Source organism: Sphingomonas sp. BRN-1R, assembly GCF_057748035.1.
This window is the reverse complement of record NZ_JBYLEP010000002.1, coordinates 37,926-63,532: the sequence shown is the minus strand read 5'-3', so window position 1 is coordinate 63,532 and position 25,607 is coordinate 37,926. Positions and strand designations below refer to the sequence as shown.

The 25,607-nt window shown below is 64.5% G+C and carries 34 protein-coding genes; 17 read left to right on the top strand and 17 right to left on the bottom strand.

The annotated features are described in order from the left end of the window. Positions 1-10 precede the first annotated feature (10 nt). Positions 11-643, bottom strand: coding sequence for a cation diffusion facilitator family transporter (locus tag AC3ANX_RS20660; protein WP_488337039.1), 633 nt, complete (start codon positions 641-643; stop codon positions 11-13). A gap of 59 nt (positions 644-702) precedes the next feature. On the opposite strand from AC3ANX_RS20660, the gene AC3ANX_RS20655 reads away from it, so the two are divergent. Continuing rightward, complete coding sequence (locus tag AC3ANX_RS20655; protein ID WP_488337038.1) at positions 703-1,101, top strand: MerR family transcriptional regulator; 399 nt, start codon at positions 703-705, stop codon at positions 1,099-1,101. Here AC3ANX_RS20655 and arsH read toward each other — a convergent pair. From arsH to AC3ANX_RS20615, 8 genes are all read right to left on the bottom strand, one after another. Beyond that, positions 1,082-1,849, bottom strand: a complete 768-nt coding sequence (arsH, locus tag AC3ANX_RS20650; RefSeq protein WP_488337037.1) for an arsenical resistance protein ArsH — start codon at positions 1,847-1,849, stop codon at positions 1,082-1,084. The two genes, AC3ANX_RS20655 and arsH, sit on opposite strands and share 20 nt — an antisense overlap. Continuing rightward, a complete protein-coding gene (gene arsN2 / locus AC3ANX_RS20645; RefSeq protein WP_488337036.1) occupies positions 1,849-2,283 on the bottom strand; it encodes an arsenic resistance N-acetyltransferase ArsN2 in 435 nt (144 codons plus the stop codon). The genes arsH and arsN2 overlap by 1 nt, the downstream gene beginning before the upstream one ends. Continuing rightward, entirely contained in the window at positions 2,280-3,566 is a 1,287-nt protein-coding gene (locus tag AC3ANX_RS20640) for an arsenic transporter (RefSeq protein WP_488337035.1), read from the bottom strand. The genes arsN2 and AC3ANX_RS20640 overlap by 4 nt, the downstream gene beginning before the upstream one ends. Further along, entirely contained in the window at positions 3,566-3,994 is a 429-nt protein-coding gene (arsC, locus tag AC3ANX_RS20635; RefSeq protein ID WP_488337034.1) for an arsenate reductase (glutaredoxin), read from the bottom strand. The genes AC3ANX_RS20640 and arsC overlap by 1 nt, the downstream gene beginning before the upstream one ends. 11 nt (positions 3,995-4,005) lie before the next feature. Continuing rightward, positions 4,006-4,338, bottom strand: coding sequence for an ArsR/SmtB family transcription factor (locus AC3ANX_RS20630; protein ID WP_488337033.1), 333 nt, complete (start codon positions 4,336-4,338; stop codon positions 4,006-4,008). Between the two features lie 120 nt (positions 4,339-4,458). Then, positions 4,459-4,641: a hypothetical protein gene (locus AC3ANX_RS20625; RefSeq protein ID WP_488337032.1), complete on the bottom strand. Its 183-nt coding sequence runs from the start codon at positions 4,639-4,641 to the stop codon at positions 4,459-4,461. A gap of 38 nt (positions 4,642-4,679) precedes the next feature. Next, positions 4,680-5,024, bottom strand: coding sequence for a hypothetical protein (locus AC3ANX_RS20620; protein WP_488337031.1), 345 nt, complete (start codon positions 5,022-5,024; stop codon positions 4,680-4,682). Positions 5,025-5,078: 54 nt separating this feature from the next. Continuing rightward, complete coding sequence (locus AC3ANX_RS20615) at positions 5,079-5,225, bottom strand: hypothetical protein (protein ID WP_488337030.1); 147 nt, start codon at positions 5,223-5,225, stop codon at positions 5,079-5,081. A gap of 481 nt (positions 5,226-5,706) precedes the next feature. Here AC3ANX_RS20615 and AC3ANX_RS20610 point away from each other — a divergent pair, with 481 nt between their 5' ends. Next, a complete protein-coding gene (locus tag AC3ANX_RS20610; protein ID WP_488337029.1) occupies positions 5,707-5,898 on the top strand; it encodes a hypothetical protein in 192 nt (63 codons plus the stop codon). 45 nt (positions 5,899-5,943) lie between these two features. Further along, positions 5,944-7,776: a ParB/RepB/Spo0J family partition protein gene (locus tag AC3ANX_RS20605; RefSeq protein WP_488337123.1), complete on the top strand. Its 1,833-nt coding sequence runs from the start codon at positions 5,944-5,946 to the stop codon at positions 7,774-7,776. A 166-nt stretch (positions 7,777-7,942) separates the two neighbouring features. Here AC3ANX_RS20605 and AC3ANX_RS20600 read toward each other — a convergent pair whose 3' ends face one another. Continuing rightward, positions 7,943-8,389, bottom strand: a complete 447-nt coding sequence (locus tag AC3ANX_RS20600) for a hypothetical protein (protein WP_488337128.1) — start codon at positions 8,387-8,389, stop codon at positions 7,943-7,945. A gap of 478 nt (positions 8,390-8,867) precedes the next feature. Between AC3ANX_RS20600 and AC3ANX_RS20595 the strand changes: the two genes are divergently transcribed. From AC3ANX_RS20595 to AC3ANX_RS20580, 4 genes are all read left to right on the top strand, one after another. After that, positions 8,868-9,254, top strand: coding sequence for a DUF3768 domain-containing protein (locus tag AC3ANX_RS20595; RefSeq protein WP_488337122.1), 387 nt, complete (start codon positions 8,868-8,870; stop codon positions 9,252-9,254). 126 nt (positions 9,255-9,380) lie between these two features. Beyond that, a complete protein-coding gene (locus AC3ANX_RS20590) occupies positions 9,381-9,638 on the top strand; it encodes a hypothetical protein (protein ID WP_488337121.1) in 258 nt (85 codons plus the stop codon). Between the two features lie 4 nt (positions 9,639-9,642). Further along, the gene (locus tag AC3ANX_RS20585) at positions 9,643-10,935 is read left to right on the top strand and encodes a Fic/DOC family protein (RefSeq protein WP_488337120.1); all 1,293 of its coding nucleotides are present in this window, start codon (positions 9,643-9,645) and stop codon (positions 10,933-10,935) included. A 22-nt stretch (positions 10,936-10,957) separates the two neighbouring features. Beyond that, positions 10,958-11,626 carry an SOS response-associated peptidase family protein gene (locus AC3ANX_RS20580; RefSeq protein WP_488337119.1) on the top strand — a complete coding sequence of 223 codons (669 nt, stop codon included), beginning with the start codon at positions 10,958-10,960 and terminating at the stop codon, positions 11,624-11,626. A gap of 28 nt (positions 11,627-11,654) precedes the next feature. Here AC3ANX_RS20580 and AC3ANX_RS20575 read toward each other — a convergent pair whose 3' ends face one another. The 3 genes from AC3ANX_RS20575 to AC3ANX_RS20565 form a co-directional block, all read right to left on the bottom strand. Next, positions 11,655-12,917: a Y-family DNA polymerase gene (locus tag AC3ANX_RS20575; protein ID WP_488337118.1), complete on the bottom strand. Its 1,263-nt coding sequence runs from the start codon at positions 12,915-12,917 to the stop codon at positions 11,655-11,657. A 5-nt stretch (positions 12,918-12,922) separates the two neighbouring features. After that, positions 12,923-13,354, bottom strand: coding sequence for a LexA family protein (locus tag AC3ANX_RS20570; protein WP_488337127.1), 432 nt, complete (start codon positions 13,352-13,354; stop codon positions 12,923-12,925). A gap of 96 nt (positions 13,355-13,450) precedes the next feature. Then, a complete protein-coding gene (locus tag AC3ANX_RS20565) occupies positions 13,451-14,281 on the bottom strand; it encodes a GIY-YIG nuclease family protein (RefSeq protein ID WP_488337117.1) in 831 nt (276 codons plus the stop codon). Between the two features lie 151 nt (positions 14,282-14,432). On the opposite strand from AC3ANX_RS20565, the gene AC3ANX_RS20560 reads away from it, so the two are divergent. Next, positions 14,433-14,885, top strand: a complete 453-nt coding sequence (locus AC3ANX_RS20560; RefSeq protein WP_488337116.1) for a hypothetical protein — start codon at positions 14,433-14,435, stop codon at positions 14,883-14,885. A gap of 64 nt (positions 14,886-14,949) precedes the next feature. After that, positions 14,950-15,447 carry a hypothetical protein gene (locus tag AC3ANX_RS20555; protein ID WP_488337115.1) on the top strand — a complete coding sequence of 166 codons (498 nt, stop codon included), beginning with the start codon at positions 14,950-14,952 and terminating at the stop codon, positions 15,445-15,447. Here AC3ANX_RS20555 and AC3ANX_RS20550 read toward each other — a convergent pair. Both AC3ANX_RS20550 and AC3ANX_RS20545 read right to left on the bottom strand, forming a co-directional pair. Further along, complete coding sequence (locus AC3ANX_RS20550; protein WP_488337114.1) at positions 15,437-15,892, bottom strand: GIY-YIG nuclease family protein; 456 nt, start codon at positions 15,890-15,892, stop codon at positions 15,437-15,439. The two genes, AC3ANX_RS20555 and AC3ANX_RS20550, sit on opposite strands and share 11 nt — an antisense overlap. 2 nt (positions 15,893-15,894) lie before the next feature. After that, positions 15,895-16,482, bottom strand: a complete 588-nt coding sequence (locus AC3ANX_RS20545) for a recombinase family protein (RefSeq protein WP_488337113.1) — start codon at positions 16,480-16,482, stop codon at positions 15,895-15,897. Between the two features lie 326 nt (positions 16,483-16,808). On the opposite strand from AC3ANX_RS20545, the gene AC3ANX_RS20540 reads away from it, so the two are divergent. Together AC3ANX_RS20540 and AC3ANX_RS20535 are read left to right on the top strand one after the other, a co-directional pair. Beyond that, a complete protein-coding gene (locus tag AC3ANX_RS20540) occupies positions 16,809-17,666 on the top strand; it encodes a replication initiator protein A (protein ID WP_488337112.1) in 858 nt (285 codons plus the stop codon). A gap of 450 nt (positions 17,667-18,116) precedes the next feature. Beyond that, positions 18,117-18,950, top strand: coding sequence for a cyclic nucleotide-binding domain-containing protein (locus AC3ANX_RS20535; protein WP_488337111.1), 834 nt, complete (start codon positions 18,117-18,119; stop codon positions 18,948-18,950). A 284-nt stretch (positions 18,951-19,234) separates the two neighbouring features. On the opposite strand, the gene AC3ANX_RS20530 is transcribed toward AC3ANX_RS20535, so the two are convergent. After that, positions 19,235-20,442, bottom strand: a protein-coding gene (locus AC3ANX_RS20530; RefSeq protein WP_488334273.1) for an IS3 family transposase whose coding sequence is annotated in 2 segments (ribosomal slippage) — positions 19,235-20,118 and positions 20,118-20,442 — 1,209 coding nt in all. Because the reading frame shifts where the segments join, the coding sequence is not laid out codon by codon here. 355 nt (positions 20,443-20,797) lie between these two features. On the opposite strand from AC3ANX_RS20530, the gene AC3ANX_RS20525 reads away from it, so the two are divergent. Continuing rightward, entirely contained in the window at positions 20,798-21,118 is a 321-nt protein-coding gene (locus AC3ANX_RS20525) for a single-stranded DNA-binding protein (protein WP_488337110.1), read from the top strand. Here AC3ANX_RS20525 and AC3ANX_RS20520 read toward each other — a convergent pair. Further along, positions 21,115-21,261, bottom strand: coding sequence for a YlcI/YnfO family protein (locus tag AC3ANX_RS20520; RefSeq protein ID WP_488337109.1), 147 nt, complete (start codon positions 21,259-21,261; stop codon positions 21,115-21,117). The two genes, AC3ANX_RS20525 and AC3ANX_RS20520, sit on opposite strands and share 4 nt — an antisense overlap. Positions 21,262-21,414: 153 nt before the next feature. On the opposite strand from AC3ANX_RS20520, the gene AC3ANX_RS20515 reads away from it, so the two are divergent. The 5 genes from AC3ANX_RS20515 to AC3ANX_RS20495 all read left to right on the top strand — a co-directional run bounded on the left by AC3ANX_RS20515 (position 21,415) and on the right by AC3ANX_RS20495 (position 25,266). Then, on the top strand, positions 21,415-21,609 hold the full coding sequence (locus AC3ANX_RS20515) for a hypothetical protein (protein ID WP_488337108.1): 195 nt from the start codon (positions 21,415-21,417) through the stop codon (positions 21,607-21,609). Positions 21,610-21,612: 3 nt separating this feature from the next. Continuing rightward, positions 21,613-22,356, top strand: a complete 744-nt coding sequence (locus tag AC3ANX_RS20510; protein ID WP_488337107.1) for a ParA family protein — start codon at positions 21,613-21,615, stop codon at positions 22,354-22,356. Then, the gene (locus AC3ANX_RS20505) at positions 22,356-23,396 is read left to right on the top strand and encodes a ParB/RepB/Spo0J family partition protein (protein WP_488337106.1); all 1,041 of its coding nucleotides are present in this window, start codon (positions 22,356-22,358) and stop codon (positions 23,394-23,396) included. The genes AC3ANX_RS20510 and AC3ANX_RS20505 overlap by 1 nt, the downstream gene beginning before the upstream one ends. A 242-nt stretch (positions 23,397-23,638) precedes the next feature. Next, entirely contained in the window at positions 23,639-24,163 is a 525-nt protein-coding gene (locus AC3ANX_RS20500) for a hypothetical protein (protein ID WP_488337105.1), read from the top strand. Further along, positions 24,163-25,266 carry a relaxase/mobilization nuclease domain-containing protein gene (locus AC3ANX_RS20495; RefSeq protein ID WP_488337104.1) on the top strand — a complete coding sequence of 368 codons (1,104 nt, stop codon included), beginning with the start codon at positions 24,163-24,165 and terminating at the stop codon, positions 25,264-25,266. The genes AC3ANX_RS20500 and AC3ANX_RS20495 overlap by 1 nt, the downstream gene beginning before the upstream one ends. Positions 25,267-25,607 lie beyond the last annotated feature (341 nt).

The following is a 25,607-nucleotide window of genomic DNA, read 5'->3' as shown; positions in this document are numbered from 1 at the left end:
GGAGGGTTGCCTATGCCGCGGGCCGAAGCTCGTGCCGCGCGCCGCGGACGATCTCATAGGCGGAATGGAGAAATAGCAGTGCGATGGCGCCGGCCACGAGCAGGTCGGGCCATGCGTGGCCCGTCCATGCTACCAGACCGGCCGCGACGATCACCGCGATATTGGCAAGCGCATCGTTGCGGCTGAACAGCCAGATCGCGCGGACATTGGCGTCGCCATCACGGAAACGCGCGAGCATAAGGGCCGCGCTTACGTTGACGATCAGCGCAACGACACCCACGCCGCCCATCAACTCCGCTTCGGGGGCAACGGCGTTGGTTGCCCGCCAGATCGCGAAGCCGATCACACCGACGCCCAGCGCGCCGAGGAACAGCCCCTGCGCAAGCGCGATCCTGGCCCGGGCCCGAGCGGTCCAGCCGAGCGCGACGAGGCCCAGCAGCGAAATGGTCCCGTCGCCGATGAAGTCGAGCGCGTCGGCCTTCAGCGCCTGACTGTCGGCAAGAAAACCGCCGACGACCTCGATCAGGCCGAAACCGAGGTTGAGCAGGACGACGATCCAGAGCGCGCGCCGATACGCCGGATCGCGTTCCGCTCGCGTCGCGTCGCCCGTGCAGCCGCAGCAGGAGGATTCACTTGCACTCATAGGCGGCTCCTACGATCTACAGTCACTGTAGGAGCAAGCGTAATCTTGAGGACGATGGCGTGTTGATGATCGGCGATCTGGCGAAACGGACGGGGACCAAGGTCAACACGATCCGGTTCTATGAAGACATCGGCCTGATGCCCGAGGCGGCGCGCACGTCGGGTGGTCGGCGAACCTATGGCGAAGGCCAGGTTCGCCAACTCGGCTTCATTCGCCATGCCCGCGAGCTTGGCTTCTCTGTCGATGAGATCCGATCACTGATCGCCTTGTCGGCAGACCCGGATCAGGACTGCCATGAGGCGGGCGCAATCGCTCGCCGTCACCTTGCCAGCGTGGAAGACCGGATCACGCGCCTTGTCGCGCTTCGCGATGCGCTCAGCGAGGCAACACGGTCCTGTGAAGGCGGCAAGATCGCGGATTGCCGGGTTATGGAAGCCATCACGTCCGTCCCGTCGTGACGTTCCCGGCTTTGTCGATCGCAATCGCAGACAGGTCCTTGCCCGCATCGAACGGGACGCCGGCCTCTTTTCGCTCGGAATAGCGATCGACGAGCTGGGCGGTATGCGGGCGCAGCAGCACGGTGAAGCGGACCAGCTCCTCCATCACATCCACGATCCGGTCATAGTAGCTCGACGGCTTCATCCGCCCGGCGTCATCGAACTCGTTGAACGCCTTGGCGACGCTCGACTGGTTCGGGATCGTCACCATCCGCATCCAGCGACCCAGGACGCGCAGCGTGTTGACGCTGTTGAACGACTGCGATCCGGCCGACACCTGCATGACCGCGAGCGTGCGCCCCTGCGTCGGGCGCATCCCGCCCATCGACAGCGGCAGATGGTCGATCTGCAACTTCATGATGCCGGTGATCTGCCCATGACGTTCCGGGCTGCACCACACCTGACCTTCCGACCAAAGAGACAGCTCGCGCAGCTCGTGAACAGCCGGATGGTCGTCGCCGGCATGTTGATCGGGCAGCGGCAGGGTCGATGGATCGAAAATGCGCGTCTCGCACCCGAATAAGCGGAGCAGACGCGCTGCTTCCTCGACGCACAGGCGGGAAAAGGATCGCTCGCGTAAGCTGCCGTAGAGCAGGAGGATACGCGGTGCGGGATCGAGCGGGCCAAGCCCCAGCGCCGGCCGCTGGATGGCATAGGCGGGATCGAGCGCCGGCAGGGCATCGGGATCGGCAAGCGTGCGGAGCGGCATCAAAGGGCCTTCACGAGATAGGCGGCCGACGCCGGGCATAGCGCGGTAAATTCGCGCGATGCGGCGACGGCCGGGGGAGCGGCGCCGCGATCGGCGTCGGCATAGCCGAGCGCCCGAAAGAATGGCGCGGCCGTGGTCGTGAGCAGATGCAGGCGCCGCACCCCGAGGGTGTGCGCCTGTTGTTCGAGGGTGGCGACCAGCGCCCGGCCCAGGCCATGCCCGCGACGATCGGCGAGGATGACGATCGAGCGGAGCAGGCGGTCGGCCCCCTCCCCCTCCAGGCCGCCATAACCGACGAGGCTATCGGCCTCGAACCGGAAGAACAGGCGGCCGGGATCGGCGAGATCCGCGCTCGGCAGGCTGGCGGCATCGAGGAACCATGCCAGCCCGGCCAGCTCGTCGGGTTCGAGCGCCGTGATGGTCAGTCCCGTCACCCGAGGCTGATCCGGATCGCGAGCGCCGCGAGCGTGACGAGCAGCACCGGCACGGTAAGCGTGACGCCGACCCGAAAGTAATAGCCCCATCCGATCCGAACGCCCTTCTGCCCGAGGACGTGGAGCCAGAGCAGCGTCGCGAGCGACCCGATCGGCGTCAGCTTGGGGCCGAGATCACAGCCAATCACATTGGCGTAGATCATCGCTTCCTTGATCGCGCCCGTCGCGTGGGTGGCGTCGATCGAGAGCGCGCCCACCAGCACGGTCGGCATGTTGTTCATCACCGACGACAGGACCGCCGCGATGATGCCCGTACCCAGCGCCGCGCCCCACACGCCGCCTTGCGCCGTGCGATCGAGCAGCGCCGCCAGATGATCGGTCAGGCCGGCGTTCCGCAGGCCGTAGACGACCAGGTACATGCCGAGCGAGAAGATCACGACCTGCCACGGTGCGCCGCGCAGCACCTTGCCGGTCTGGATCACACGGCCCCGCCCCGCGATCACCAGCAGCAGGATCGCGCCGGCTGCGGCCACGGCGCTGACCGGCACGCCGAGCGGTTCGAGCAGGAAGAAGCCGGCGAGCAACAGCGCGAGAACGATCCAGCCCGCGCGGAACGTCGCGGCATCGCGGATCGCGTCACTCGGCGCGCGCAGCGCCCCCACGTTATAGTCCGCCGGTATGTCGCGCCGGAAGAACAGCAACAGCGCGCCCAGCGTGGCCGCGATCGACACGAGATCGACCGGCACCATCACGGCCGCATAGTCGCCGAACCCGATCTTGAAGAAGTCGGCCGACACGATGTTGACGAGGTTCGAGACGACCAGCGGCAGGCTGGCGGTGTCGGCGATGAACCCGGCCGCCATGACGAACGCCAGCGTCGCCTTGTCCTTGAAGCCCAGCGCCCGCAGCATGGCGATGACGATCGGCGTCAGGATCAGCGCCGCGCCGTCGTTGGCGAACAGCGCGGACACCGCCGCGCCGAGCAGCACGATCAGGACGAACAGCCGGCGACCATGCCCCCTGCCCCAGCGCGCAACATGGAGCGCCGCCCATTCGAAGAACCCGGCTTCATCGAGCAGCAGGCTGATGACGATGATCGCGACGAACGCAGCGGTCGCGTTCCAGACGATGCCCCATACCACCGGCACGTCGGACAGCGTGACGACGCCCGCAAGCAGCGCGACGACGGCCCCGCCCATCGCGCTCCACCCGATCCCGAGTCCCTTGGGTTGCCAGATGACGAGCGTGATCGTCGCGACGAAGATCAGAACGGCAAGGAGCATCAGGCGACGCGCTGACCCGAGGCGTCCACCACCTGTTCGCCGTCTTCCTTCGCGAACGCGCCGAGCTGGTCGCTCGGCAGCAGGTCGAGGACGGCTTCGGACGGCCGGCACAGCTTCACGCCGAGCGGCGAGACGACCAGCGGCCGGTTGATGAGGATCGGATGCGCCATCATCGCGTCGACCAGCGCCTCGTCGGACAGCGACGTGTCGGCCAGGCCCAGCTCCGCATAGGGCGTGCCCTTTTCGCGCAGCAGCTCGCGGGGTGTCATGCCGGCGCGGTCGATCAGTTCGACCAGCAGCGCGCGGGCCGGCGGGGTTTTCAGATATTCGACCACATGCGGCTCGATGCCGGCATTGCGGATCATCGCCAGCGTGTTGCGCGACGTGCCGCACTCGGGATTGTGGTAGATGACGATATCGACGGCCACGGGACGTCCTTTCAGCAGCAGGGGGTGAGTTCGGCGACGAGTGGCGCGCACAGCGCCGCATTGCCGGCGCAGCAATCCTTGACGAGGAACAGCGTCAGAGCGCGCAGCCCATCCAGATCGGCACGGTAGATGATAGAGCGGCTGCGCCGTTCGGAGCGGACCAGGCCGGCGCGCGCGAGGATGCCGAGATGCGCCGACATGGTGTTTTGCGGCACGTCGAGCTGACGGGCGATATCGCCCGCGGCCAAGCCATCCGGTTCGTGCCGCACCAGCAACCGGAAGACGTCAAGGCGGGTGCCCTGAGCGAGTGCGCCCAGCGCCGAGATAGCCGATTCGCTTTCCATCTATCCAGCATAGTGGATATGTCGGCGTAGTCTAGTAACGGTGTCGCGCTGCACGTGGCGTCCCCGCGAGAGGTCGGTGCCACGAAAACGGGGGCGGTCGCCCGCCCCCGTCCCTTCGTCTTACTTCATGTTCGGCATGGCGTGGCCGTCGTGATCGCCGCCCTTCGCCTTGTCGCCATGATCGCAGCAATCAGTGCCATCCTTGCAGCACGCCATGTCGGCGCAGCAATTCGCGACCGCGGCGAATGCGCCGGTCGAGAGCGTGAGGGCGAAAGCGGCGCTGATGAGCTTGAACTTGGTCATGATAGTCTCCGTGTATTTCGTGTGAGGTTGGTTCGACGTCACACGGTCTGCGGAGGGGGTGTTGCCGGTGCGCTGGTAAGTCCGAGCAGGCCGGTCTGGGCGACCGCCCAGGGGGACAGCGGGACGAACAGCATCGGTTCGACGTGCGCAACCGTCTCGCCGGGCATCGCCGCGCACGGCATGGCACAGGCGGAAGGCGGAATCTTCTTGGTCGGCGCATGGCCTGGCGGGTTCGCGCAATCCATCGCCGCGGCGGCCATAGGTGTCGCGGCTGTCGCCATCGTCTCGCAGAGCGGGCCGAGCCGCACGAGCATCATCACCGCCAGGACGACGATTGCCGTGGCGCGGGCAAACCGAAAAAGCGGGACAACCCGGAGCGACATGCCAGCCTCGTAGGTCGACCGTCGATCGCGCACAATGGCCGGCGAGCATCGGACCTACCGGGTGCGTGGCTTTGCTCCCACGGCCTTCATCGTCTCGGGCGCCTCCCGTTCGGTCATATAGACGAGATCCAGCCAGCGGTTACGGGCATCCGAGTAGAAGCCCCACGAGCCGGCATGATCGCCGTCGGTCCGTTTCGCCACCCGGTATCCCTCCAAACCCATTCGCCACTTTTACGGCATTGCGGGCAGCGGCGCGAGCAGGCGGGCGCGACCCTGCGGGCACGGCTCTATCGGCGCGCTGGCGCACGCCGACCGAGCCGCCCTTCGGCGTCTCGTCCCTGACGGGTAACGATCCTCGCGTGAGGTGTGCCACGTGGCACACCTATGGCCGCGCCGACGGGCGCGACATCGATCCGTAGAGCTGCGCGGCCCTCCCCCGGAGGCCCGCTTACCAAGGGGAACGCCAAGGGCTGCTGCCCTTTCGTTCCCGAAGGAAAATAGACAGCCCCGTGTGGTCCGCCAAGCGCGGCACCCGACACCCTTGGGGGCGTCGGCCGCGCTAAGCGGCCTGCCCGCGCCAGGCCATCGATTTTCCTCCTCCCTCCCCATCCCGCTCCTCGCCGGAGAGGCAGACCCGGTTGCAGCGGCAACCGGCTGCGCCTCGAAAGAAGGAGAAAGGACAATGGCTTACACCCGCTACAAGGGCGATCCCTACTGGAAGCGTGCGAGGACCGACGGGACCAGCGCGGACGGCATCCCCTACGCCAAGGGCGACCGGGTTTTCTTCTACCCACGCACCGGCGCGACCTACGCGGGCGATGGCGCGACGCGCGCATCCGCCGAGTTCGACGAACTCGCTGCCCTCGAAGGCTGACCCCTCACAACCATCGGAAATCATCACAGATCAGGAGTTTTCATCATGGCTATCATCGACGCCAAACTGTCGCAGCTTCGTCTCTCCCCGCTCAACCAGCGCCGCGTGAAGCCGTCCGCCATCGAGAGCATGGCCGACGATATCGACGCTCACGGCCTGTTGCAGAACCTCGTCGCCTATGAGGAAGACGGCCTGCTGTGGGTCTTCGCAGGCGGGCGGCGCTATCGCGGCCTCAAAGTACTGGTGAAGCGCAAGCGGGTCAGGAACAGCGACACCTTCCCCGTCGAGGTTCGTACCAAGGAGGAAGCCATCGAGCTGTCGTTCGCCGAGAACTTCCAGCGCGAGGACATGCACCCCGCCGACAGCATCCGGTCTTTCGCTGCGCTCCGCGACACCGGCATGGACGCCGAGGACATCGCCGCCCGGTTCGGTCAGGCGGTCAGCTTCGTCTACAAGATGCTCCGTCTTTCCGCGCTCGCCCCGGCGCTGATCGACCTGATCGCCAAGGACCAGTTGACGCTAGAGGCGGCGCGCGCGCTCACCCTCACCGATGACCACGACAGCCAGATCAAGGTGTGCAAGGCGGCGAACGGACAGGCCCATGCCATCCGCCGAATGCTCACCACCGAGAAGATCGCGACTACCAGTGGCGCGTTCCTGTTCGTCGGGCAGGAAGCCTATGAAGCCAAGGGCGGGACGATCACCCCCGACCTGTTCAGCCAAGGCGATGCCGGTTACGCCGATAGCCCCGAGCTTGTGCAGGAACTGGCCGAAGAAAAGCTGGACGCCATCGCGGACGAATATCGCGCGATCGGGTGGCACGAGGTCCGCAGCCAACTGGACCGGCCATACGACCTCTACATGAAAGGCAGCATGTACCCGGCCACCCGCGAGCCGACCGAGGACGAGGCGACCCGTATCGCGGCCATCGACGCCGAGATCGAGGCCATTGCCGACACCGAAGGCGAGGACAGCGCGGCGTTGGAGCCGCTCACCGACGAGCGCGACGCGATCACCGAAGGTTTGCGCGCCTTCAACCGCGAGCAGGTGGCGGTCGGGGGCGTGGCGCTGTGGGTTTCCCATGACGGTTCGCTCGGCAAGAGCTTCTATCGGGCGAAGGCCGAGGCCAAGCCCAAGGCGAGCCATGACGGTCCGGCACCGCTCTACAGCAACAGCCTGTTCGCCGACCTGTCACGCATCAAGACGCAGATCGTGCAGGAGGCGGTCGCGGCCGACCCGGCGCTGGCGCTCGACATCATGCTGGACAGCCTTGCGGGCCAGTTGCTTCACGGCGCGCACAGCTTCCAGATGGCGCTTGAGGTTCAGGCCAAGACCGTCGCGACCGACGTGCCCGACGAATTGATGGCGACCAGCGACGTGCGTCCTGTCGAAGAGACGATGGCGACCCGTTTCGCGTCGATCCCGAGCGAGGACCGGTTCGAGGCGATCCGCGCCATGAGCCAAGACGACAAGATGGCGTTGCTCGCCGGACTTGTCGCGATGATGGTGGACGGCACGGTGTTCGCGGGCGGTGCGCCCGGCCAACGTCATCATCACTTCGAGCAGATCGCGCGGGCGAGCGGCGTGGATATCGCGGCGCGTTGGTCCGCCCCCATCGGCCTGTTCGACAAGATGCGCCGCGCCGCGATGATCGACCTGTTGCGTGCAGAGGTGGGCGCGCCCAGCGCCGAGAATTGCGCGACCATCAAGAAGAAGGCCGACCTTGCCGTCAACGTGTCGGAGCGGTTGCCCGCCCACTGGCTTCCCGCCCCGATGAAGATCGGCGCGTTCGATCAACCCGAGCGCGATGCCGAGGGCATCGATGCCGATTTGGACGGGGATAGCATCGAGGACATGGCCGACGACGAAATGGCATAACGCCGGGGGGCCGGTGCGATCGGCCCCCTTCCCCTCGACCGCCTCGCCCGGCGCGGCCCCGTCGCCAGCGCGCCCGCCCTGCCTTCTGCAGGACGGGCGCGCCGTGCTGTTCCTGGCGGAACCGCACGGCGCCGCCCGACCAAGGCCGGGCGGCGCCGTGGCGACTTCACGGAGAATGTGAGATCGGTGCCGGACGCTCGAGAAGCGCCAACAGATCACCCAGCGCCCGACGGCGATAGGCGTTGAGCCAGCGACGTCGGCGATGTTCGGCAGCATCGTGGATCATGTGGCATCGCTGGCAGAGCGCGGCCAGGTTGCGCGGGCCGTTGTCGGTCGGGTCGTGGTTCAGATGCGCGCACGCGGTATAGACCCGGGTGACGCGCACGAACGTCGCGACATCGTGACCAGGCGCGCGAACCCGATGCCCTCGCCCATCACGCCATTGCCGGCGATCGGCGTCCCACCATCGACCGTCACCGAGATGGACGACGTGCCGGCCATGCGGACGCCGGCAATGTTCGCAGCGCCCCTTGGCGCGGCCGAACCGGATCAGCCTCGACAGCTCGGGCCAGTCGATCGGGTAGAGCCAGCGATGTTCGGCCATGATCGGCATGACGATTCTATGAGTCAGCCGAGTCGAGAACGAAAGCAGAAAATCTAGCGCCGCGCCGAGGGCCTTCACCGATGCCGCGTTACTGATGAAGGCCCTCATCTCAGTCAGGTTCTCCCGCCCGGATGACGATCGCCGCGGTGCATCGTCACAGTCCAATTATTACCTATCCTTCCGCGCATGGCCGCCCCGATCGATAGTCGTGCGGTGAGCCGCACGGCGTCTTGGGGCGCCGATCGTCGCCACGATCGTCGCGGAGGGGAACGCCAAGGGCGCTGCCCTTTCGTTCCCGAACGACAATCTTGCCGCCCGTGTAATCCGCCGAGCGCGGCACCCGGCGCACAGCACCGGCCACGCTAAGGCGGCTCGCCCGCGCCAGCACCAAGATTCTCGTTCCCCCTCCCCATCCCGTTCCTCGCCGGAACGGCAGGGCCGTGAGGCCGAGAGGCCTTGCGGCCCATGCCAGAAGGAGGACCAATCCATGCCGACCACAGAACAGATCGATGCCATCCGTCGCCTGAACGACGCAGCCCGCAGCCATCCCGGTCACACGTCGATCGCGAACGTGACGACGGGCTTTCTGGCACTCCCCGACGCGGATCGCTTCGCCGCACTGGCGGCGATCACGCGGTTCTCAAAATTCGACGGCGACAATGATCCTTATGACGAGCATGATTTCGGCGCGATCTACGGACTCGCGTCGGGTACGTGGACGCAGGATCGACCGAAGGACAAACTGACGATCGCGCAGACCGTGTTCTGGAAGGTGGATTGCTACGATAACGACATGATGTTCGGCAGCGAGGCACCGTGGGACGAGACCCGGACCAAGCGTGTGCTGACGATCATGTTGGCGAGCGAATACTAGAGCTTAGGCGCGCGCGATCCGCGCCTGCCGGAGCGCGGATCGCGACGTGCCGAGCGTTGCCCGGCACAGTGATTTGTTGAGAAATCGCGTTGAGAGGCGTATGGTAAACCCGGAAAGGATGACGTGATGGCCTCGATCGATCTTGATACGCTGCGCGCGCGCATCCGCTCGATGGACTTCGAGCGCGGCACCCCCGAGCAGGTTGCCCTGTGGCGCGAGGACTTCGCAGAGTCACAGGCGAACCTCGCGATCGAGGATATGCCGCTCGACGCCGAGGACGATGCGATGTTCGCCATGATGCTCGACGAGGGCGTGCCCCCATCGATGATGGTGCCGATCCTGCACGGCCTTTACCAGCCGGGGTCCAATCAGATCGCTGCCTGATCCATTGGCGAACGATCCCTACACCTATCCCGGCACCGATACGCTCCGGAACAGGCTGGGGATCACCGACGACGCAGCCCTGACCAAGGCCGAGCAACGCTTCACGGCGGTGCGCGGCGCGGAGGCCGTGCGCCTGCCCTTCGCGCCTACGGCTGACGGCTACCGCGCCCTCCACAAGCACCTGTTTCAAGACCTCTATGATTGGGCGGGTCAGGACCGCACCGTCAACATCGCCAAGGGCGGATCGAGCTTCGCCCATGTCCCCTATATCGAGCGCGAACTCGACAAGCTGTTCACCGACGTGGCCACGAAGAACGCCTTTCGCGGTCTTCCTCGAGACGAGTTTTTCGATCGTCTCGGCAACCATATCAACGAGATCAACGCCATCCATCCCTTCCGCGAAGGCAATGGCCGCACGATGCGGCATCATGCCGCGCAGCTCGCGCGCGATGCCGGCCACCCGATCCGGATAGCCTCGATCGACAAGACCGCCTGGATGGAGGCGTCCCGCCACGGCTTCGTTTCCGGCGATCATCGCGGCATGGCCGCGGTTCTCGCCGCCGCAGCGATCCGGCGCGACCTCGCGCCGGAAGCGCGTATCGGCCCCGCCGGCATCGCCATGCTCCCCCAGCGCGCGCCGCCCGAAGGCCAGCGTTACAGGGTGACGCTCACCAAGGCCCGCGACGAACTGGAACGTTATCTCCCGGTCGCCCGCCAAGAGGCGGCCGATCGGCTGCGCGGGTTGATAAAGGAAGGCGCGCCGACCGCGACGATCGCGAACGCGCGTACCGAACTCGCCTATGTCCGGCACGCCAAGGGACCGATCTATCAATCGCACTTGCTCACCTATCTCGGCATCCGGCAGGTCGATGCCGTCATCACCCAGCAGCAGACGCCGCTGGAACGGGTGCGGGAGATCGGCGCGGCGCTCGGCGTGCAGATCAATGCCCAGCAGCCGACGCAGCTCCAGCGCGCGGTCCGGTCACTGGAGCGGCCCGTTTTGCCTCCGGGCCATTCGCCGGGGCAGGCGCGGCTCGCCGAGCTGTTCCTGAAGAACACGCCCGAGAAGAACAACGCCGATCCACGGCTCGCGCCCGCCCAGGCGATCGTCGACGCTGCTATCAAAGCCGCGCATGATCGCGGGGACAATGCCCGTATGATCGGCAGCGTCGGGGAATCGACGCGCCAGCTCGTCGCCGACCGCATCAAGACGGGCGCGGCACTGGATGCCGAAATCGGCCGCGCCCCTGATCGGGGTACGGCGCCGCCTGTACGGGACAAGGATCGCAGCCGCTGACCGGCGCGACGGAAGGATAGCTATGTGCAACAGGTATCGACTGTCGGCCAAGCAGGCAGACGTTATGCGCGCGTGCGGCTTCGAGCCGCCCTACCCCGAAGACGAAACCTATCCGGTGCCGCGCGAGATCTTCCCCACGGGGAAGAAGACTGCCCGGCACGGCCTGGTCGTCCGGCGATCCGCACAAGGCAACCGCCCCCTGGAGCCGATCGCGATGGAATGGGGCTTCCCCACCAAGGTGCCGAGCAAGCGCGATCCGGCGGTGAAGCTCGACAAATATGTGACGAACGCCCGCAATCTCGCGTCCTCGATGTGGAAGCCTTCACTCGCCAGCGCCGAGCGCCGCTGCCTCGTCCCGTTCACCCACTTCGCCGAACCGCATCCGCAAGGCGGCATGGGCGATGACGGGAAGCCTATGCAGATGTGGTTCTCCATCCCCGAAGAGCCGATCGCGTTCTTCGCCGGACTGTGGCGACCGATTGAGCGCGGCAATGCCTATGCGTTCGCCACCACCTCCCCCAACGCGATCGTCGCGCCGTGGCATCCGAAGGCGATGCCGGCGATCCTTCATCCTCGCGACTTCACCACGTGGCTCGACGGTTCGCACGACGAGGCGCTTGCCTTGGTGCGTCCATATGACGGCCCGATGATCGAGCAGGTCGCGACACCGAGCGACGAGCTGGTCGGATAGCTGCCTCACCCTGTGCCACGTGGCACACCTACCGGGCGACGGGTATCTCTCCAAGCCGGGTCGTCCAGGCCGGGCTCTTCTGCGATCGCTTGGTATCGAACGATCGCGCGCCGCATCCTTGCGCGGCGAGGATGACAGTGTTTCGTCCGAACCGATCGTTAAGGCCGTCCATCGCGGCAAGCAGCGCGGGTGCCTTCGGGTCCGGCGCGGCAAAAAGGTCCGTCTGCCCCCGCCCTTCCGGCGTCAGGTCCTCCAGCAGCACCCCGCATTTGGTATAGACGCCTCCCGGCTGGAACATGGATTCCATCATCTTCCCCGCTATCCCGACGATGACGCGGGGATCGCTCGTAGGGGGCGAGAGATGCGCCGTTCGCGATGCCGATGGTGGGTTCGGACAATAGCGCGAGCCATGCGCGAACGCGATCAGACGGGCTGCCGCCAGCCCTTGCGCCCGGATTTTCTCGGCCGCGCGCGCTGCGCGCCGCGCCATCGCTTCGCGCAGCTCGGGCAATTCGGTAACGGGTTCGCCGAACTGGCGTGTCACTGCGGTCGCCTTGAGCGGTTCGGGAGCCACCTTGAAGTCGTCGCATTCGACGCCGCCCAGCTCGCGCACGAGCCGTTCCAGCACCACCGTTCCCACGTCGCGCGCGACTGCGGGCGGCATCGCAGCGAGGTCGGCGGTTGTTTTGATCCCCAAGGGTCGCAGACGTGCTTCGAGCGCCCCGCCGATGCCCCACACTTCTCCGACCGGCCATTGCTCGAACAATCGCCGGCGCAGTTCGATGTCGTGTAGATCGACCACGCCGCCCCACACCTTCTCGGTCGCCTTCGCCAAGGCATTTGCGACCTTCGACAAGGTGCGGGTTGGGCCGAGCCCGATCCGGGTAGGCAGGCCGACCGATCGCGCGATGTCCTCGCGGACCAGGTGCGCGGCCACAACATCGCCGAGGCCGTTGGCGAGCGTCGGCAACCGGAAGAAGCTCTCGTCGATCGAGTAGATCTCCACCATGTCGGCATGGTCGGCGATGACGGCGTTGAAGCGGCGATTGAGGTCCGCATACAACTCATAATTGCTCGATCGGAGCTGGATGCCGTGACGTTTGATCCGGTCGCGTATCTTAAAGACCGGCTCGCCCATCCGGACGTGAAGCGCCTTCGCTTCCTCACTCCGCGCTACCGCGCAGCCGTCGTTGTTCGACAGGACGATGACGGGGACGCCGCGCAGGCTCGGGTCGAACAGTCGCTCCGCACTGACATAGAAGTTCGAAACGTCGACGATCGCCCACGACATACCGCCTAGCGCCGATAATCGCGGACGCCGGTCCGAACGACGCCCCATATCTCCACGCCGTCGGCCGAGGTCGGCTCATAGGACTGCTGGCTATTGCGCGCTTCGAGGAAGGCGGCACCGCGACGCCGGACGAGCTGGCGGCAGACGAACCCGCCATCGACGATCGCGATCACGATATGTCCTTCTGCAGGGCGCGTGTCGCGATCGACCACGACGACGTCGTTATCGTGGATTCCGGCCTCGATCATGCTGGTGCCGCTGATCCGGAACACGAAGCTGGCCGCCCGATCGAGCCGTAGCAGCTCGATCAGGCTTATAGCATCATCCTGCCAATCCTGGGCAGGGCTTGGAAAGCCGGCGCCGGCCGCGCCGACGATGCGTAGAAGAATCCCCTTCGGCACCTCGGCGATCGGCACCGGCTGCATCAATGGCAGCATGGTGATTCCCTTCACGGCCCTTGTAACGCGCGACGGAACGGAAAGGGAACAGGATAGATGCACCATTCGGCGCATCGCGGCCGCGCCAAGCCGTCGCTAGTTCCGGTTCAGGCCCATTTCGCGGCTTTGCAGCTTGACCTTCCACCGCCCTTCAAGAGCGAGAAGGTCGGCATCGGTCGCGCTGTTGCCGACCGTTTCCAGGATCGAGACCTGATAGTCGCTCGGATCGCGGCTCTTGAGGCCGACGTTACCGCCGTGACCTGTCGTCCAGTATTCCCGCCAACGAGCGAGAAACCCTCCTGCCCCGGATGCCATGCCGACATACTGTTCGCGCGTGCGGGGACACGTCAGGAGGTATATGCCGCGCGTTGCGCTCAGCGCCGCCATCCAGCTCGCCGGCATAGATTCTATCTGGGATAGGTTGAGGATCAGCGCCGCAAAACCCGGAAAGGCATCCTCGCCGAAGGTGCGACGCAACTCGACGATCGGCTTAGGCTTCCGGTCTCCGCGTTGTATCCATGTCCGGTAGCCCTTGCCCCATTCGATCCACAGCCGGCCGGCATATTCCTGAAGCACGGGCGAGGGGGTCAATCTATAGAGATCGCAGCTCCCAGCAGGTTCGATTCCGCCCGTCACCGGATGCTGTCGGTCCGCAGGTAGCGGGCCGATCAGCTCGGCCGAGTACAGCCCGACGAAAAGTGTGTCGGTGCCGGGCAATCCGACGAACGATGCCCACCACGGGGCGCGTAGATCGGGAGCATCGCCGAAGCCTTGCGTCTCTTGATATGCCTCGAAGCGAGGGCGATGATCCCGCCACAGAACGTAGGGCGTCGGGAAGCCGGGATAGCGGTTGTCTTGATGACGCAGTAGCCGAACAGATCCGAGCGGAAGCCCGGTCGCCTCAAGGAGCGCGCCGAAGGTCAGCACTCCCCAAACCGCACGCCGACCCCCTCAAAAAAACTTTGGCGCAGCCATATCATCGCTTGACGGGGTCAAGCGAAACGCTCAAAAGCGGTGTTGAGGCGGTGAAGAATCAGTTCACCGCCTCAAATGTCAAACTGACCTTATGGAGGCTACCATGCAGATCATCATCAACGATACCGACCTTATCAAACTCAAGCCCGCAACGCGACAGGATTTGCTCGCAACCCTGTTCAGCTCGTCGACGGCCTCGACACAGCCGCAGAACGCAGATGGGTTCGAGTTCGAAGAGGTTGTGGACCTGACCCCCGAGCAAGTGGAAGAGTTTATGCAGGGCTGCTCCCCTCAGACGGTCGCGGGGCTTCAGGTCATTGCCGAACACGGCCCGGTGATTGCCGCCAATTTGCTGAACGAGGCGGGGATCGAAAATTACGGGCATTTCCAGGGGCGGGTTACGAAGCGGACTCGCACCGTTACCGGCGACAAGCACGCCTTCTTGTTCACTTGGGACGACTGGTCGGAAGGTGAAAATGCAGAGCGCGGTTACGGCCACTATGCCGTGACGGAGACGACGTTCCGGTCGCTGCGCAAGTACTTCGAGCTGGACTGATCGATATGGGGGCAGGAGCCGGAAGGCCCCTGCCCTTTCCCGTTGCCCGAACAGGAAATGACCGATGATCGATATCGCCGTTACGCGTGCCATGCAGACGATCGAGAGCTGCGCCGATCCGAAAAGCCTCCGCCAGATTGCGGCTAATGCGCGCAGCAAAGGGGAGTTGGCGGTAGCTCGCGCAGCGGATTTGCGCCTCTACGCCATCCTTCCATCGGAAGCGCCCGGCACGTTCGAGCATGATGTATGGCAGAGCATCCATGCGCTCGAAGGCACGCTTACCATCGAGCGCGCGAAGACGACCCGTTTGGGACGGACGCGACAGAAGATCGCGCGTGTCGGAGAGTTCGCAACGATCAGGGATCTTGTCCTCGGTCCCAAACCGTCCGAGGGCTTCTTCATGCTTATTGAGCGTCAAATGGTCGACCTGACTTTCGAGGCTGTTGCGCTCCGGCATCCGGACAGGTTCGATGGGAGCGTGCTGGATGCTGCCGTAGCACGGTTGCAGACGGTGGAGATCGAAGCATCGCGCATCCCATCCGGCGATGCGGCTAGTGATTGATAAAGTCATTGTAGCGGGCGTCGAGAACGACGGTCGCGTAGATCTCAAGCAGGCATTGCCGATTGGGATCGGCCTCTTCGACCCAACGGAACTGCATCTTGGACACGCGCTCTTTCGCTGCCGCGAAGGCTGACGCGAACTCCGGGTCAGCCTCCAGCGCCTTGCGGGTCGGCCCGCCCTTCAGAAGGTTGTGGGTCGCGTGCCGCGCCAGCTTGAAGGCGAACGGAGCATCGTTCGACTTACCGGACCAATGCTCGCGATGACGGTCTCGCAGTCGATCGGTTCGACCGACATACAGATGATCGTCCCCCTCGCTGAAGAGGTAGACGCCACAGCGAGGAATGCCGAGCGGGAGCCGGATGCGACCGGCATGAGGGGTACACTCCGTCAGCTTTTGGAAGGAGGGGTGAAGGCTGTCTGCAAGGGCTGCGAACTTGGGGTGCATCGTTAAACCGTGCCATCCCCTTCCGCGGTGATGGAGTCCTGCATCGGGGCCGGGAAATGGCGGTAGAGCGTCGGGACCGAGACGCCGATCGCCGGCGCTACCTCTCGCACCGTCATTCCCCCGGCCAGGAGCTTGCGGGCCGCTTCGAGCCGCTTGGGTGTCATCACCGTTTTTCGGCCGCCTACTCGACCCTCGCGCCGTGCCACGATCAGCGCGGCCGTCGTGCGCTCACGATTAAGGTCGCGCTCCATTTCGGCCATCGCAGCCATGATGTGGAAGATGAGCTTGCCGGCGTTGCCGGCGGTGTCGATCCCGTCCGTGAGCGAACGGAAGCCGACGCCACGATCGGCCAGCTCGGCAGCGAGGTCGACCAGCCCCTTCATGGTCCGGCCGAGGCGATCCAGTTTCCATACCACGATCACGTCGCCGGTTCGCGCGTGAGACAGGGCTTCGGCCAGGCCGGCGCGGTTCGCCTTGGCGCCGCTCGCCTTGTCGGTGAAGGTTCGCTCGCAGCCAGCCTCGCGCAGCGCGTCAAGCTGGAGCGTCAGATCCTGTTCGGGCGTCGAGACCCTAGCGTATCCGATCAGCATGAACCGTTCTCAAAACTCATGTCCCGCGCCTATCACGGCTCCCCTCAATCGAGAAAGTGTTTTGATACGCCTCCTCCGGCTGCTAAAGCGTCTCACATGGTTGCGGTTCAAAATCGATCGTTTGCGAGAAGCCTTGGCCGGCGCTGCACGGCCACGCCGCGAACGGTCGGCGAAAGCACGAACGAAGCACCGGGCGTCGACAATCGGTCGCCGAAAGCACGAACTTTAGCTGCGGATCGGCGCTTCCACGACGGGGAGAGGCCCTATACCCCCTTGATCTTCGTGCTTTCGCCGACCGATTGGGTTGCGGTGGGATCACCAGACGCATGAGCCTCCCCGTCGGCCAAGGCGACCTGTTCTCGCTCGACAGTCCCCTGTTGAAGGAGGTGCGCGGCGAGCATTCGCTGATGGCGTTCCCCTTCTTCGCGTTGAGCAAGGGCAAGTGGACCAAGCCGCTCGCCTACAAAACCGAGTCCGTGTCGATCGAGATCGTCGCCACCCCCAAGGGGGTCGCGACGATCTATGACAAGGAGGTCCTGCTCTATATCGCGAGCCTGATGGTCGCGAAGCTGGAAGCGGGCGCACAGCCCGTCCAGGATTTCTATTTCACCGCGCACGACCTGTTCCGCGTGACGGGCGATGGCGGCTCCGCGCGGTCCTATGCGCGCCTTTCGGATGCGCTCGAGCGATTGCAGGGCACGCAGATCAAGACCGACATCGAAGCCGGTGGCGAGGGACAGGCCGGGTTCTTTTCATGGCTGTCTGACGCCCAGCTCCAATATACGAAGACGAAGGGCGGCGATAAGCGTCTGAAAGCGGTCAAGGTCCGCCTCTGCGACTGGCTTTATCGGGCGATCCTCCGCGATCGGCGCGTGCTTGCCTATGCTCCGTCCTATTTCACGCTCGGTCCGGTCGAGCGTCGTCTGTACGAGGTCGCGCGATCGACGTGCACCAATGGCGCCGTCGAGGTCGACATCGATGAGCTTCGCTTGCAGCTTGGCTATCAAAGCTCGTTGAAGCATTTCCGTTTCGAGCTGAAGCGGATCGTCGACGAGAACACCATTCCGGACTTCACCTTCGAGCTGGTCGACGTCACCGCCGAACAGGCAAATGGTCGTGTCCGGCGAAACGCTGCCGCGACCCGCGTAAAGATCACGCCATCGCCACTCCTCGAAAGCGCCTGACGGGAAAATCTACGCGGCTCCCGCGACTCACCGCCACCCGAGTCGTGAACCGGTCGGCGAAAGCACGAAGTTGGGTCGCCCAAAGCACGAAGTCTGGTCGGCGAAAGCACGAATGCGATAAGCAACGGTCGGCGAAAGCACGAACTTTTCAGGCGATCGGTCGGCGAAAGCACGAACTTCGACTGTTTCACCGCTCTACTTAATCTTGCAACAATGCCCCCAGGGTCCGGCGCATCGTGCGATCGGGCAATTAGGGAGCGGCCGTGACCACATAAACGAATGCCCGGCACGAAGGCCGGGCACCCTGGAACGTGATGAGCGATGCTTGCCGGCATCGATCGGGACGTAAGCAGCCCCTCTCATATCCGTTCTCGAGCCTTGGTTCAAGGGAGCGCGCTTCGCGCCACGCTCTAGTTTTGCCTGGTCCCGGCCCCATCAAGGGGACGGACGATGGGAGCTATTACCCTCGCGCAAGCGGGTTTCATGGCGCTGGAACGGACTATGCGCGATCGGCCGCGGTCGCGGTCAGGCGCGCCCAATCCCACGCGCGCGCATGTCCACCCGAACAGCCGGCGTGCCGGCACGTTCGAGGACGACTTCTTCTACAGCTACGCCAAGGGCGAGCCCGACCGGCTCTATAAGCAGGCGGCCGAGCTGCTGAAGCGCAAGAACGCATTACGTCGCCTCGCTCGCGCTGAGGAGCGCGAGCTGACCGAGGATGAGCGCCTTGCGACCCTGATAACCAACACGGCCCTGCGCGTGTTCGAGCAGCTTACGACGCTCGCACGTACCTGCGCGGGCAAGGTGTTCCCGACTTGGGAATGGATCGAGGCTGCCGCCGGTGTCTCGCGCGCGAGCGTGGGGCGCGCCTTGTCGGCGCTCGCCCGCATGGGTCTGATCGACAAGCAGCGGCGATGCGTGCCGATCGATCCCCCGGTCGACAGGCCGAAGGCTAGTAACGCGCAGACGTCGAACGTCTATCGGATGCGCTTCCCCAACCGCCTCACGCGCTTCCTGCCGCGCCGGCTCCGTCCCGTCCCTCTTCCCGATGACGTGATCCAGGTAGAGACCGATCGTGCCGAGCAGATCGAACAATGGCGTCTGTGGCGCACACCGCGGCAGATCGTCGCGGAGGACATCACCGATCCCGAGTTGCGAGCCGTACTGGACCGCCTTGCGCTCGCGATTGAGGGACAGTCTCAAAATAATGGTCAACCGCTCCTAGATTCATCTCTTCTAGGTTCGGATGGAGTTGGCCTAGTCGGCCAACGCTTTAACGCCTGACGGCTAGACACCCGTGACCAAACCCAAAACTCCAACTCCAAGCGTTCCACCTAGACGAACCGCCGGACGCGCCTTCGGCGCGGTGCTCCCGAGGGGAGCATGCGTCTTCTGTCGCGCTCAAATGGGCAAGCTGGTGCCCAGTCGAACCGTCTTTGTCCTCGAACGCGACCCTAGCGCCAGGCCATGAGCGAAGATGGTGCGGTCGTCGCCGGCATCCTCTTCTTTCCACGCGACCGATTACCGGTTTTCCCGCGGTGATCTTGCCCCTATTTCGCCGGACAGGTTCAAGCGGTTGTTGAACCCATTGCGCGATGCTCGCGCGGCGAACGCATTTTGAGACCCGAGTGCGGGTGGTGTTCGTTGTAGTCTTCGATCCAGGCAGCGAGTGATGTCAACGCGGTATGTGCGTCGGGCAGCGGTGAGACGCGGACGTAATCTCGTTTGAGGGTGTGTACGAACGCCTCGGAGATGCCGTTGGACTGCGGGCTCCGGACAGGCGTGAAGCACGGCTTCAGTCCCAGCTGGCGTGCAAAGATCCGGGTCGCGCGGGCGGTATAAGCCGAGCCATTGTCGGTCAGCATCTCGACCATCGACGTTGCGCGCGGTCCACCGAAGCGGGTCTCTACGGCTTCCAGCATGATGTCGCGCACATCTGAACCGCTGATGCCGGCGTTGGCGACCGCGCGCCAGGCGATCACCTCGCGGTCGTGCGCATCGATGATGAAGGCGGCTCGGACGATCTCACCGTTCCAGCACGTGAACTCGAGGCCATCTGAGCACCAGCGCAGGTTTGACCGTATGGTCACGACAACGCCGTCGTGGCCGTAGTCGGGCCGTTCGGTGTAGCGTCGTGCCAGCAGCAGGCGGTTTACCGCCATGATCCGGTAGATGCGCTTGTGGTTGACCGGGTCAGCTCCTTCCGCGCGGAGCTGACGGTTGAGGACCGCCGCGATGCGGCGGTAGCCATATGTTGGCCGCTTCGCGGCGATGTGCTGGATGAGCGGCAGCAGTTGCACGTCGTCGGCCTTGGTATAGCGGCCGCGCGTCGTGATGCTGCCTGTGACGCGCTCGTATACCGTCGAGCGTGCCACGCCGAGCGTACTAGCCACGAGGCTCACCGGAAATTTTCCGGCAGCGGCGAGCGCATGAGCAAGGTCGCTTTTTTTGGGCGCGAACGGTCGAGCGCTTCCTTGAGGATCTCGACCTCCAGCGTCTTCCGGCCGAGCTGACGCTCAAGCTCACGAATGCGGCTCTCCATCTCGCGCACCTCGCGGTTGCTGGTCACGTCATCGTCGCCGGTGACCGCGACACTCCCACCTTCGAGCATAAACCGCCGCCAGCGGTACAGGAGATTGGGTGCGACGCCGTTTCGCCGGGCCACAATCGAAATGCTCTCGCGACCATCGAGTGTCTCCTCGACGATCCTCAGCTTCTCTGCGGCGCTCCAGTGACGGCGCCGACCGCCATCAGTGATGATCTCAGACAAAGACATAAGCCTATGCTCAGGGGCTATCCCTAAGCCTCCGTGTTAGGCTCAAATCTGTCCGGACGAAACGGGGGCCAGTTCACCCGGCCGAATGGCCCCGCGCTGGTCGCCACCTTTTACCGAGATCTATGCGCCGGCCGACACCACGCCAACCGCGAGGATCAGAGCCCTGGCCCCACGATCACCATTTCCTGAGACGATGGGAACATGGGCGCTCGCCGCCTTCTACGATCAAGAGAATAACCGGCTACGCCTACGGTTTCCGCTGCGCGGACCCTCCGTTTTTTCTCTTGATCGCGGCGCCAGCGCGCCCCTTCAATTCCCATCAGGAATGAGCCTGATCGATCGAAGGGACAGGACCATGCAGAACATCGCGGAGTTTCGGATCATCGGGCGGGTCGGCAAGATCACCCAGCATGACAAAGTGACCAAGGTCAGCGTCGCCGCCAATTACAACCGCCAAGAGAACGGCGAGTGGGTGACGGACACGCACTGGAACGAGGTTACGCTGTTCGGCAAGCTGATCGAGCGCGCCACCAAGTCGCAGAAGGGCGACCTGGTGCATATCACCGGTCGGGTCCGGCAAAACTCCTACGACGTGGTGGAAGGCAAGCGCTACACGGTGGAGCTGATCGCCGATGGCTTCGCGGTTCTCGCCAAGGGTTCGGAAGACCGCGACTAGGTGCGGTCGGGGCCGCCTACCGGCGGCCCCTCCCGCCTACGCAATTCCAGTTCGACGGACTCGCGCATGAAGTCGGCGACCGTCTCGCCGGGGCGAAGCACCCCCTTGACCCGATCCAACGTCCCCGGTGGAAATCGCGCCATCGTCTGCTCCGCGTTAATCCGCGGGCGACCTACCGGTCCGAGCTTGCTAGAGGTCATTCGACATCTGGAATTGTTGGTATCTCATATTGACGAGGTTTCAGATACCACTTATTACAGGATCGGCCTTTCATCAAGGCGACGGAGGCTTGGGCCATGTGGGATCATCTACTAGCGATCGGCTTCATCGTCTTCCTGGCGTGGGGGCTACTGTCCGGCATGGGCCGTGATCAAAGCCCTCGTATCTGGAGCGGCGATACTCAGGAGGAGGAGGACCGGCGTAACAACCGCGTCGACTCCAACTATCGCGGTTACGACCACTGGACCAACCCGTCGGATCGTGGCTGGTAGCGCGTGAAAACCATCGCAATCAACGTCGAGAAAGGCGGCGCCGGCAAGACCACGATCGCCTGCCACTTGGCATGGATTCTGGCCGATGCTGGCCATCGCGTGCTGTTTCTCGATCTTGATCGCCAGTGCAACGCGACCGCAGCCCTTGCGGAGTTCGAGAGCCTTGGCACGTGCAAACCGCTGTTCGAGCCAGGTTACACTTTGCCGACTTCGGTGCCCCGGTTGGCAATCTACTCCAACCGGATGGGCGGCGAGTATGACGCGGACTATACGAAGGCGCTCGGGAATATCCGCGCGAACTTTCCGCGGCTCGGCCCGGCGTTCGATTTCTGTGTCATCGACACGCCGCCCTCCTGGTCTTGGATCAACTTCGCCGCGCTGATGGTGACGGACTCGCTTATAATTCCGGTCGAGCTGGGGCCGTTCGGTCCCGCGTCGACGAAGCAGGTCTCGGATTCGATCGCCACGGTGAACCAACGCGGGCGAACCACGCCAATCCACGTCGCCGGACTTGTCGCGAACCGCGTAAAGGCGAACGATCGCGCGCAGATGGAAATGCTCGCGGCGATCCGATCGAAGGTGGGGAAGAACCTTTTCGTCAACTACCTTCCTGATCGCGCGCACTACAGCCAAGCTCTTCAAGAGCGTGTGCCGGTGTGGCGGTTGAGCAAGGACGTGCGGGGGTCGCTGCCAGCGATGCGCGCGTTCCTTGAGGAAGCCATGACCCGGATCGGGAGCCAGGGATAATGGACTTCGACAATTTCGACGTCTTCAGTGACAAGGCCGGTGTCGCCGACGCGGATCGCGTCCAGCTTTTCGACGCCGAGCTGCTATATCCCGACCCGGAAAACGTCCGCAGCGAGATCGACCAGGCCAAGATCGATGAGATGGCCCTGACGATCAAGGAGCGCGGCCAGCTCCAGCCTATCACTGTCGCGCCGAAGGATGCAGACGGGCGCTATCGGATCGTGATGGGCGAGCGTCGCTGGCGTGCGTGTCAGAAGCTAGGCGTGCAGGTCCGCGCGATCGTCAACAAGACCGACGACATCGAGCAGGTCCGCATCGACCAGTTCATCGAGAACGATCAGCGCGAAGATCTGTCGACGGCCGACATGATCCGGTTCGTCACCGGGCAGGTAGCGAAGGGCCGCACCCTTGCCGAGCTGGCTCGCGCGACGGGACGTAACCGGACGTTGCTGACCCGCTATCAGGGTCTCGCCAAGGCTCCAGACTATATCACCGCGCTCTTCGGCGATATCTCCATGCGGAGCGCGGTCGCGCTTACCCAAGCGGCGAAAACGGACGATGCCGCAACCCGGGCCTTCGTCGCAAATACCGCGGCCGAAGACATGACAGTGCTGGCGTGCGAAAAGCTCGCTCGCGATGTCGGGGCCAAGAAGACGAGCGCCCCTGCCCCTGCCCCTGCCCCTGCCCCTGCCCCTGCCCCTGCCCCTGCCCCTGCGATCGATGATGGTGTGCGGGATCTGCCGGACGCTGTGCCCGACGCATCTCAAGAGGCCGACGAGGCTTCCCCACCTACGACAGACGAGATCAGGGACGATGAAGCGGATCACGCCCTTGATGAGACACCTGTCGCGGCATCTGAATTAAGCGTTGCGCCGATCGCTGCCGAATCCCCCGCGCCGCGATCGGCGTCCAGGTCGAAGCCCGCCAAATCAAAGGTGGAGCGGCCCACGATCGAGATCGAGGGTAAGCGCGCGATGGTCGTGGAGGCGCTGTTGCACTTCGACGGTGAAGAGCAGCCACGTATCCTAAGCTGGCGCTGATCGCGCCGGCATAGCGGAGAGCGCCGGCGCGGGCCGGCGCTCGCAACCCAGAGCCAATCTTTCTTTCCGCGACTTCATCGCTTCCAAGCAGACTGGGGTGTGCCACGTGGCACACGTGAACGAAGATTTAGGTGGGGGATGTTGAATGGCAGGATAGGTATTGCGGCGTTCTGCGTATTACATTACCTCTGCGAGGCATGTCATCCGCGCCGCAAATCGCATCCCCCACCAAGGACACAGCGATGTTGACGGCGCGCGTCGACCGCGAGCTGCTGGCGGCATTCGACGCGATTGCGGAGGGCAGGGGAGGGCGAAGCGCTTTGCTCCGGACTGTATTGCAACAGGCGCTGCGGCACGTTGCTGATGCGCCGCGGATTGCGCCTCGCGCTGACAGTGCCGGCAACCGCGTCTCGCTTCGCTTCACCGATGCCGAGACTGCGGTTCTCGATCATCGCGCTGCCGGGCGTGGCGTCGATCGCGCCGGCTGGATCAAGGCTCTCGTTCGCCGGCATCTCGCCTTGAAGGTCAACGTCGACGACGGGATGCGAGATGCCGTCGCGCCGATCCGGATGCAGCTTCAACGCATCGGCCGAAATCTCAATCAGGCGATGAAGGCCGGCAACGCCGCGATGATGGCGGACAGTGGCTTGCAGATCGATCGCGAGCTGCGTCGGATTGCCGACATGCGCGACGAGATCAACGAACAGATCACCGCGTTGGGCGACGCGCTACGGGGTGACGCTGCGTTTTGGCAGGTTGCCGAGTAATGCCGTTCGGAGATCGCGAGGATGAACTGTGGGAGGCGATGAAGCCCCGCTTCAAGCCACGCACCGTCAGCGATCCGAACGCCAAATATGCCCGGCACCTCGTCAACGGCACCGGCCCCTTCGCGGCCCCTGCAGCAAGACCGGCGCCGGCCTACCACGACGCCAAGGCCACTCTCGCGCGTGTCGTTCGGCGCACACCCGAGGTGGTGGTGAAAGTTACCGGCCGGAAAAAGGGGGCGAGGCACCTTGGCGCGCACCTCGACTATATCGGCCGTCACGGTGACGTTGCGATCGAGACGAGAGACGGCGAGCAGATCACGACCAAGAAGGACGCGGAGCGGATCGCGGACGAATGGTCCGATCCGCTCTACTGGCGGCGGGGTACGACGGTTTCGGCCGTGGCGATGGTGTTCTCCATGCCAGCCGGGACCGACGCCGAAACCGTCAAGCAGGCGGTGCGGGAAGCGGCCGAACGCTTGATCGGCGACAATCACGATTATGTCATGGCGCTCCACACGGATACCGATCGGCCGCACGTCCACCTTACCGTTCAGGCCGAGGGCCTGGATCGCAGGCGGTTCGATCCGCGCCGCGAGGATCTGTTTCGGTTTCGTGAGGCGTTCGCCGAGGCGCTACGCAGCCGCGGCGTCGAAGCGGAGGCAACGCCTCGCTACACCCGCGGTCAGGGCAGGGCGGGGACGAGCATGGCCCTCACGCAGTTGCGTGCAAGGATACGCAGTGGAGCGTCGCGTCAACCGACCGAGGCCGATCTGCGCCAGGCACGCGAAGCCATGCAGATCGCACTCGGCAAGGCGAAACAACCGCCTTTCGTATCGAAGACCCGCGACCGATGGACCGAAACGAAGCGCAAATATGAGGTGGCAGCACAGAAGCTTGAGCGCACCGGCGATCGGGAAGATCGTCGGCTTGCGCGCGATGTGCGCCAGTTCATTCAGGAGCGGGCGACCATAGAAACGATCCCCGATCGGATGCTACGTGATGCGGAGAAGCGGGTCAGGGATGCGCAGGAGCGGACGAAGGCCGATCAGCATCCCGACAGGGGTGTGCCACGTGGCACACCCCCGCCAACCCGACGACGTTAGTAGATGCGGCATCAACTTACTGGCAACGCCGGCCTCTATCATGTTGCGCGCGAGCTATCGCGGCGAGGCTGGCACGTCATGCCGACGGTCCGAAACGCACGCGGCGCGGACCTCTATGCGGCGAGCGACGACGAACAGCGTGTTTTACCCATCCAATCGAAAGCGCTTTCCAAGCGTGCGCCCGTGCCGCTTGGCGGATCGCTAGACCGATTATGCTCACGATGGTGGGTCGTCACCATCAACGCCAACACGGCATCGCCGACCTGCTATGTGCTAACGCTAGATGAGGTGAAGGCGGGCGCTCACCGCAGCGAAAATGCGGCCGGGACCGTCTCCTACTG

Excerpts from the sequence above, each read along its gene's own strand:
- AC3ANX_RS20660 (WP_488337039.1), bottom strand. The coding sequence starts at position 643 with ATGAGTGCAAGTGAATCCTCCTGCTGCGGCTGCACGGGCGACGCGACG.
- arsH (WP_488337037.1), bottom strand. The coding sequence starts at position 1,849 with ATGCCGCTCCGCACGCTTGCCGATCCCGATGCCCTGCCGGCGCTCGAT.
- AC3ANX_RS20640 (WP_488337035.1), bottom strand. The coding sequence starts at position 3,566 with ATGCTCCTTGCCGTTCTGATCTTCGTCGCGACGATCACGCTCGTCATC.
- AC3ANX_RS20630 (WP_488337033.1), bottom strand. The coding sequence starts at position 4,338 with ATGGAAAGCGAATCGGCTATCTCGGCGCTGGGCGCACTCGCTCAGGGC.
- AC3ANX_RS20625 (WP_488337032.1), bottom strand. The coding sequence starts at position 4,641 with ATGACCAAGTTCAAGCTCATCAGCGCCGCTTTCGCCCTCACGCTCTCG.
- AC3ANX_RS20620 (WP_488337031.1), bottom strand. The coding sequence starts at position 5,024 with ATGTCGCTCCGGGTTGTCCCGCTTTTTCGGTTTGCCCGCGCCACGGCA.
- AC3ANX_RS20610 (WP_488337029.1), top strand. The coding sequence starts at position 5,707 with ATGGCTTACACCCGCTACAAGGGCGATCCCTACTGGAAGCGTGCGAGG.
- AC3ANX_RS20605 (WP_488337123.1), top strand. The coding sequence starts at position 5,944 with ATGGCTATCATCGACGCCAAACTGTCGCAGCTTCGTCTCTCCCCGCTC.
- AC3ANX_RS20600 (WP_488337128.1), bottom strand. The coding sequence starts at position 8,389 with ATGCCGATCATGGCCGAACATCGCTGGCTCTACCCGATCGACTGGCCC.
- AC3ANX_RS20595 (WP_488337122.1), top strand. The coding sequence starts at position 8,868 with ATGCCGACCACAGAACAGATCGATGCCATCCGTCGCCTGAACGACGCA.
- AC3ANX_RS20590 (WP_488337121.1), top strand. The coding sequence starts at position 9,381 with ATGGCCTCGATCGATCTTGATACGCTGCGCGCGCGCATCCGCTCGATG.
- AC3ANX_RS20580 (WP_488337119.1), top strand. The coding sequence starts at position 10,958 with ATGTGCAACAGGTATCGACTGTCGGCCAAGCAGGCAGACGTTATGCGC.
- AC3ANX_RS20575 (WP_488337118.1), bottom strand. The coding sequence starts at position 12,917 with ATGTCGTGGGCGATCGTCGACGTTTCGAACTTCTATGTCAGTGCGGAG.
- AC3ANX_RS20570 (WP_488337127.1), bottom strand. The coding sequence starts at position 13,354 with ATGCTGCCATTGATGCAGCCGGTGCCGATCGCCGAGGTGCCGAAGGGG.
- AC3ANX_RS20560 (WP_488337116.1), top strand. The coding sequence starts at position 14,433 with ATGCAGATCATCATCAACGATACCGACCTTATCAAACTCAAGCCCGCA.
- AC3ANX_RS20555 (WP_488337115.1), top strand. The coding sequence starts at position 14,950 with ATGATCGATATCGCCGTTACGCGTGCCATGCAGACGATCGAGAGCTGC.
- AC3ANX_RS20550 (WP_488337114.1), bottom strand. The coding sequence starts at position 15,892 with ATGCACCCCAAGTTCGCAGCCCTTGCAGACAGCCTTCACCCCTCCTTC.
- AC3ANX_RS20545 (WP_488337113.1), bottom strand. The coding sequence starts at position 16,482 with ATGCTGATCGGATACGCTAGGGTCTCGACGCCCGAACAGGATCTGACG.
- AC3ANX_RS20540 (WP_488337112.1), top strand. The coding sequence starts at position 16,809 with ATGAGCCTCCCCGTCGGCCAAGGCGACCTGTTCTCGCTCGACAGTCCC.
- AC3ANX_RS20535 (WP_488337111.1), top strand. The coding sequence starts at position 18,117 with ATGGGAGCTATTACCCTCGCGCAAGCGGGTTTCATGGCGCTGGAACGG.
- AC3ANX_RS20525 (WP_488337110.1), top strand. The coding sequence starts at position 20,798 with ATGCAGAACATCGCGGAGTTTCGGATCATCGGGCGGGTCGGCAAGATC.
- AC3ANX_RS20520 (WP_488337109.1), bottom strand. The coding sequence starts at position 21,261 with ATGGCGCGATTTCCACCGGGGACGTTGGATCGGGTCAAGGGGGTGCTT.
- AC3ANX_RS20515 (WP_488337108.1), top strand. The coding sequence starts at position 21,415 with ATGTGGGATCATCTACTAGCGATCGGCTTCATCGTCTTCCTGGCGTGG.
- AC3ANX_RS20505 (WP_488337106.1), top strand. The coding sequence starts at position 22,356 with ATGGACTTCGACAATTTCGACGTCTTCAGTGACAAGGCCGGTGTCGCC.
- AC3ANX_RS20500 (WP_488337105.1), top strand. The coding sequence starts at position 23,639 with ATGTTGACGGCGCGCGTCGACCGCGAGCTGCTGGCGGCATTCGACGCG.
- AC3ANX_RS20495 (WP_488337104.1), top strand. The coding sequence starts at position 24,163 with ATGCCGTTCGGAGATCGCGAGGATGAACTGTGGGAGGCGATGAAGCCC.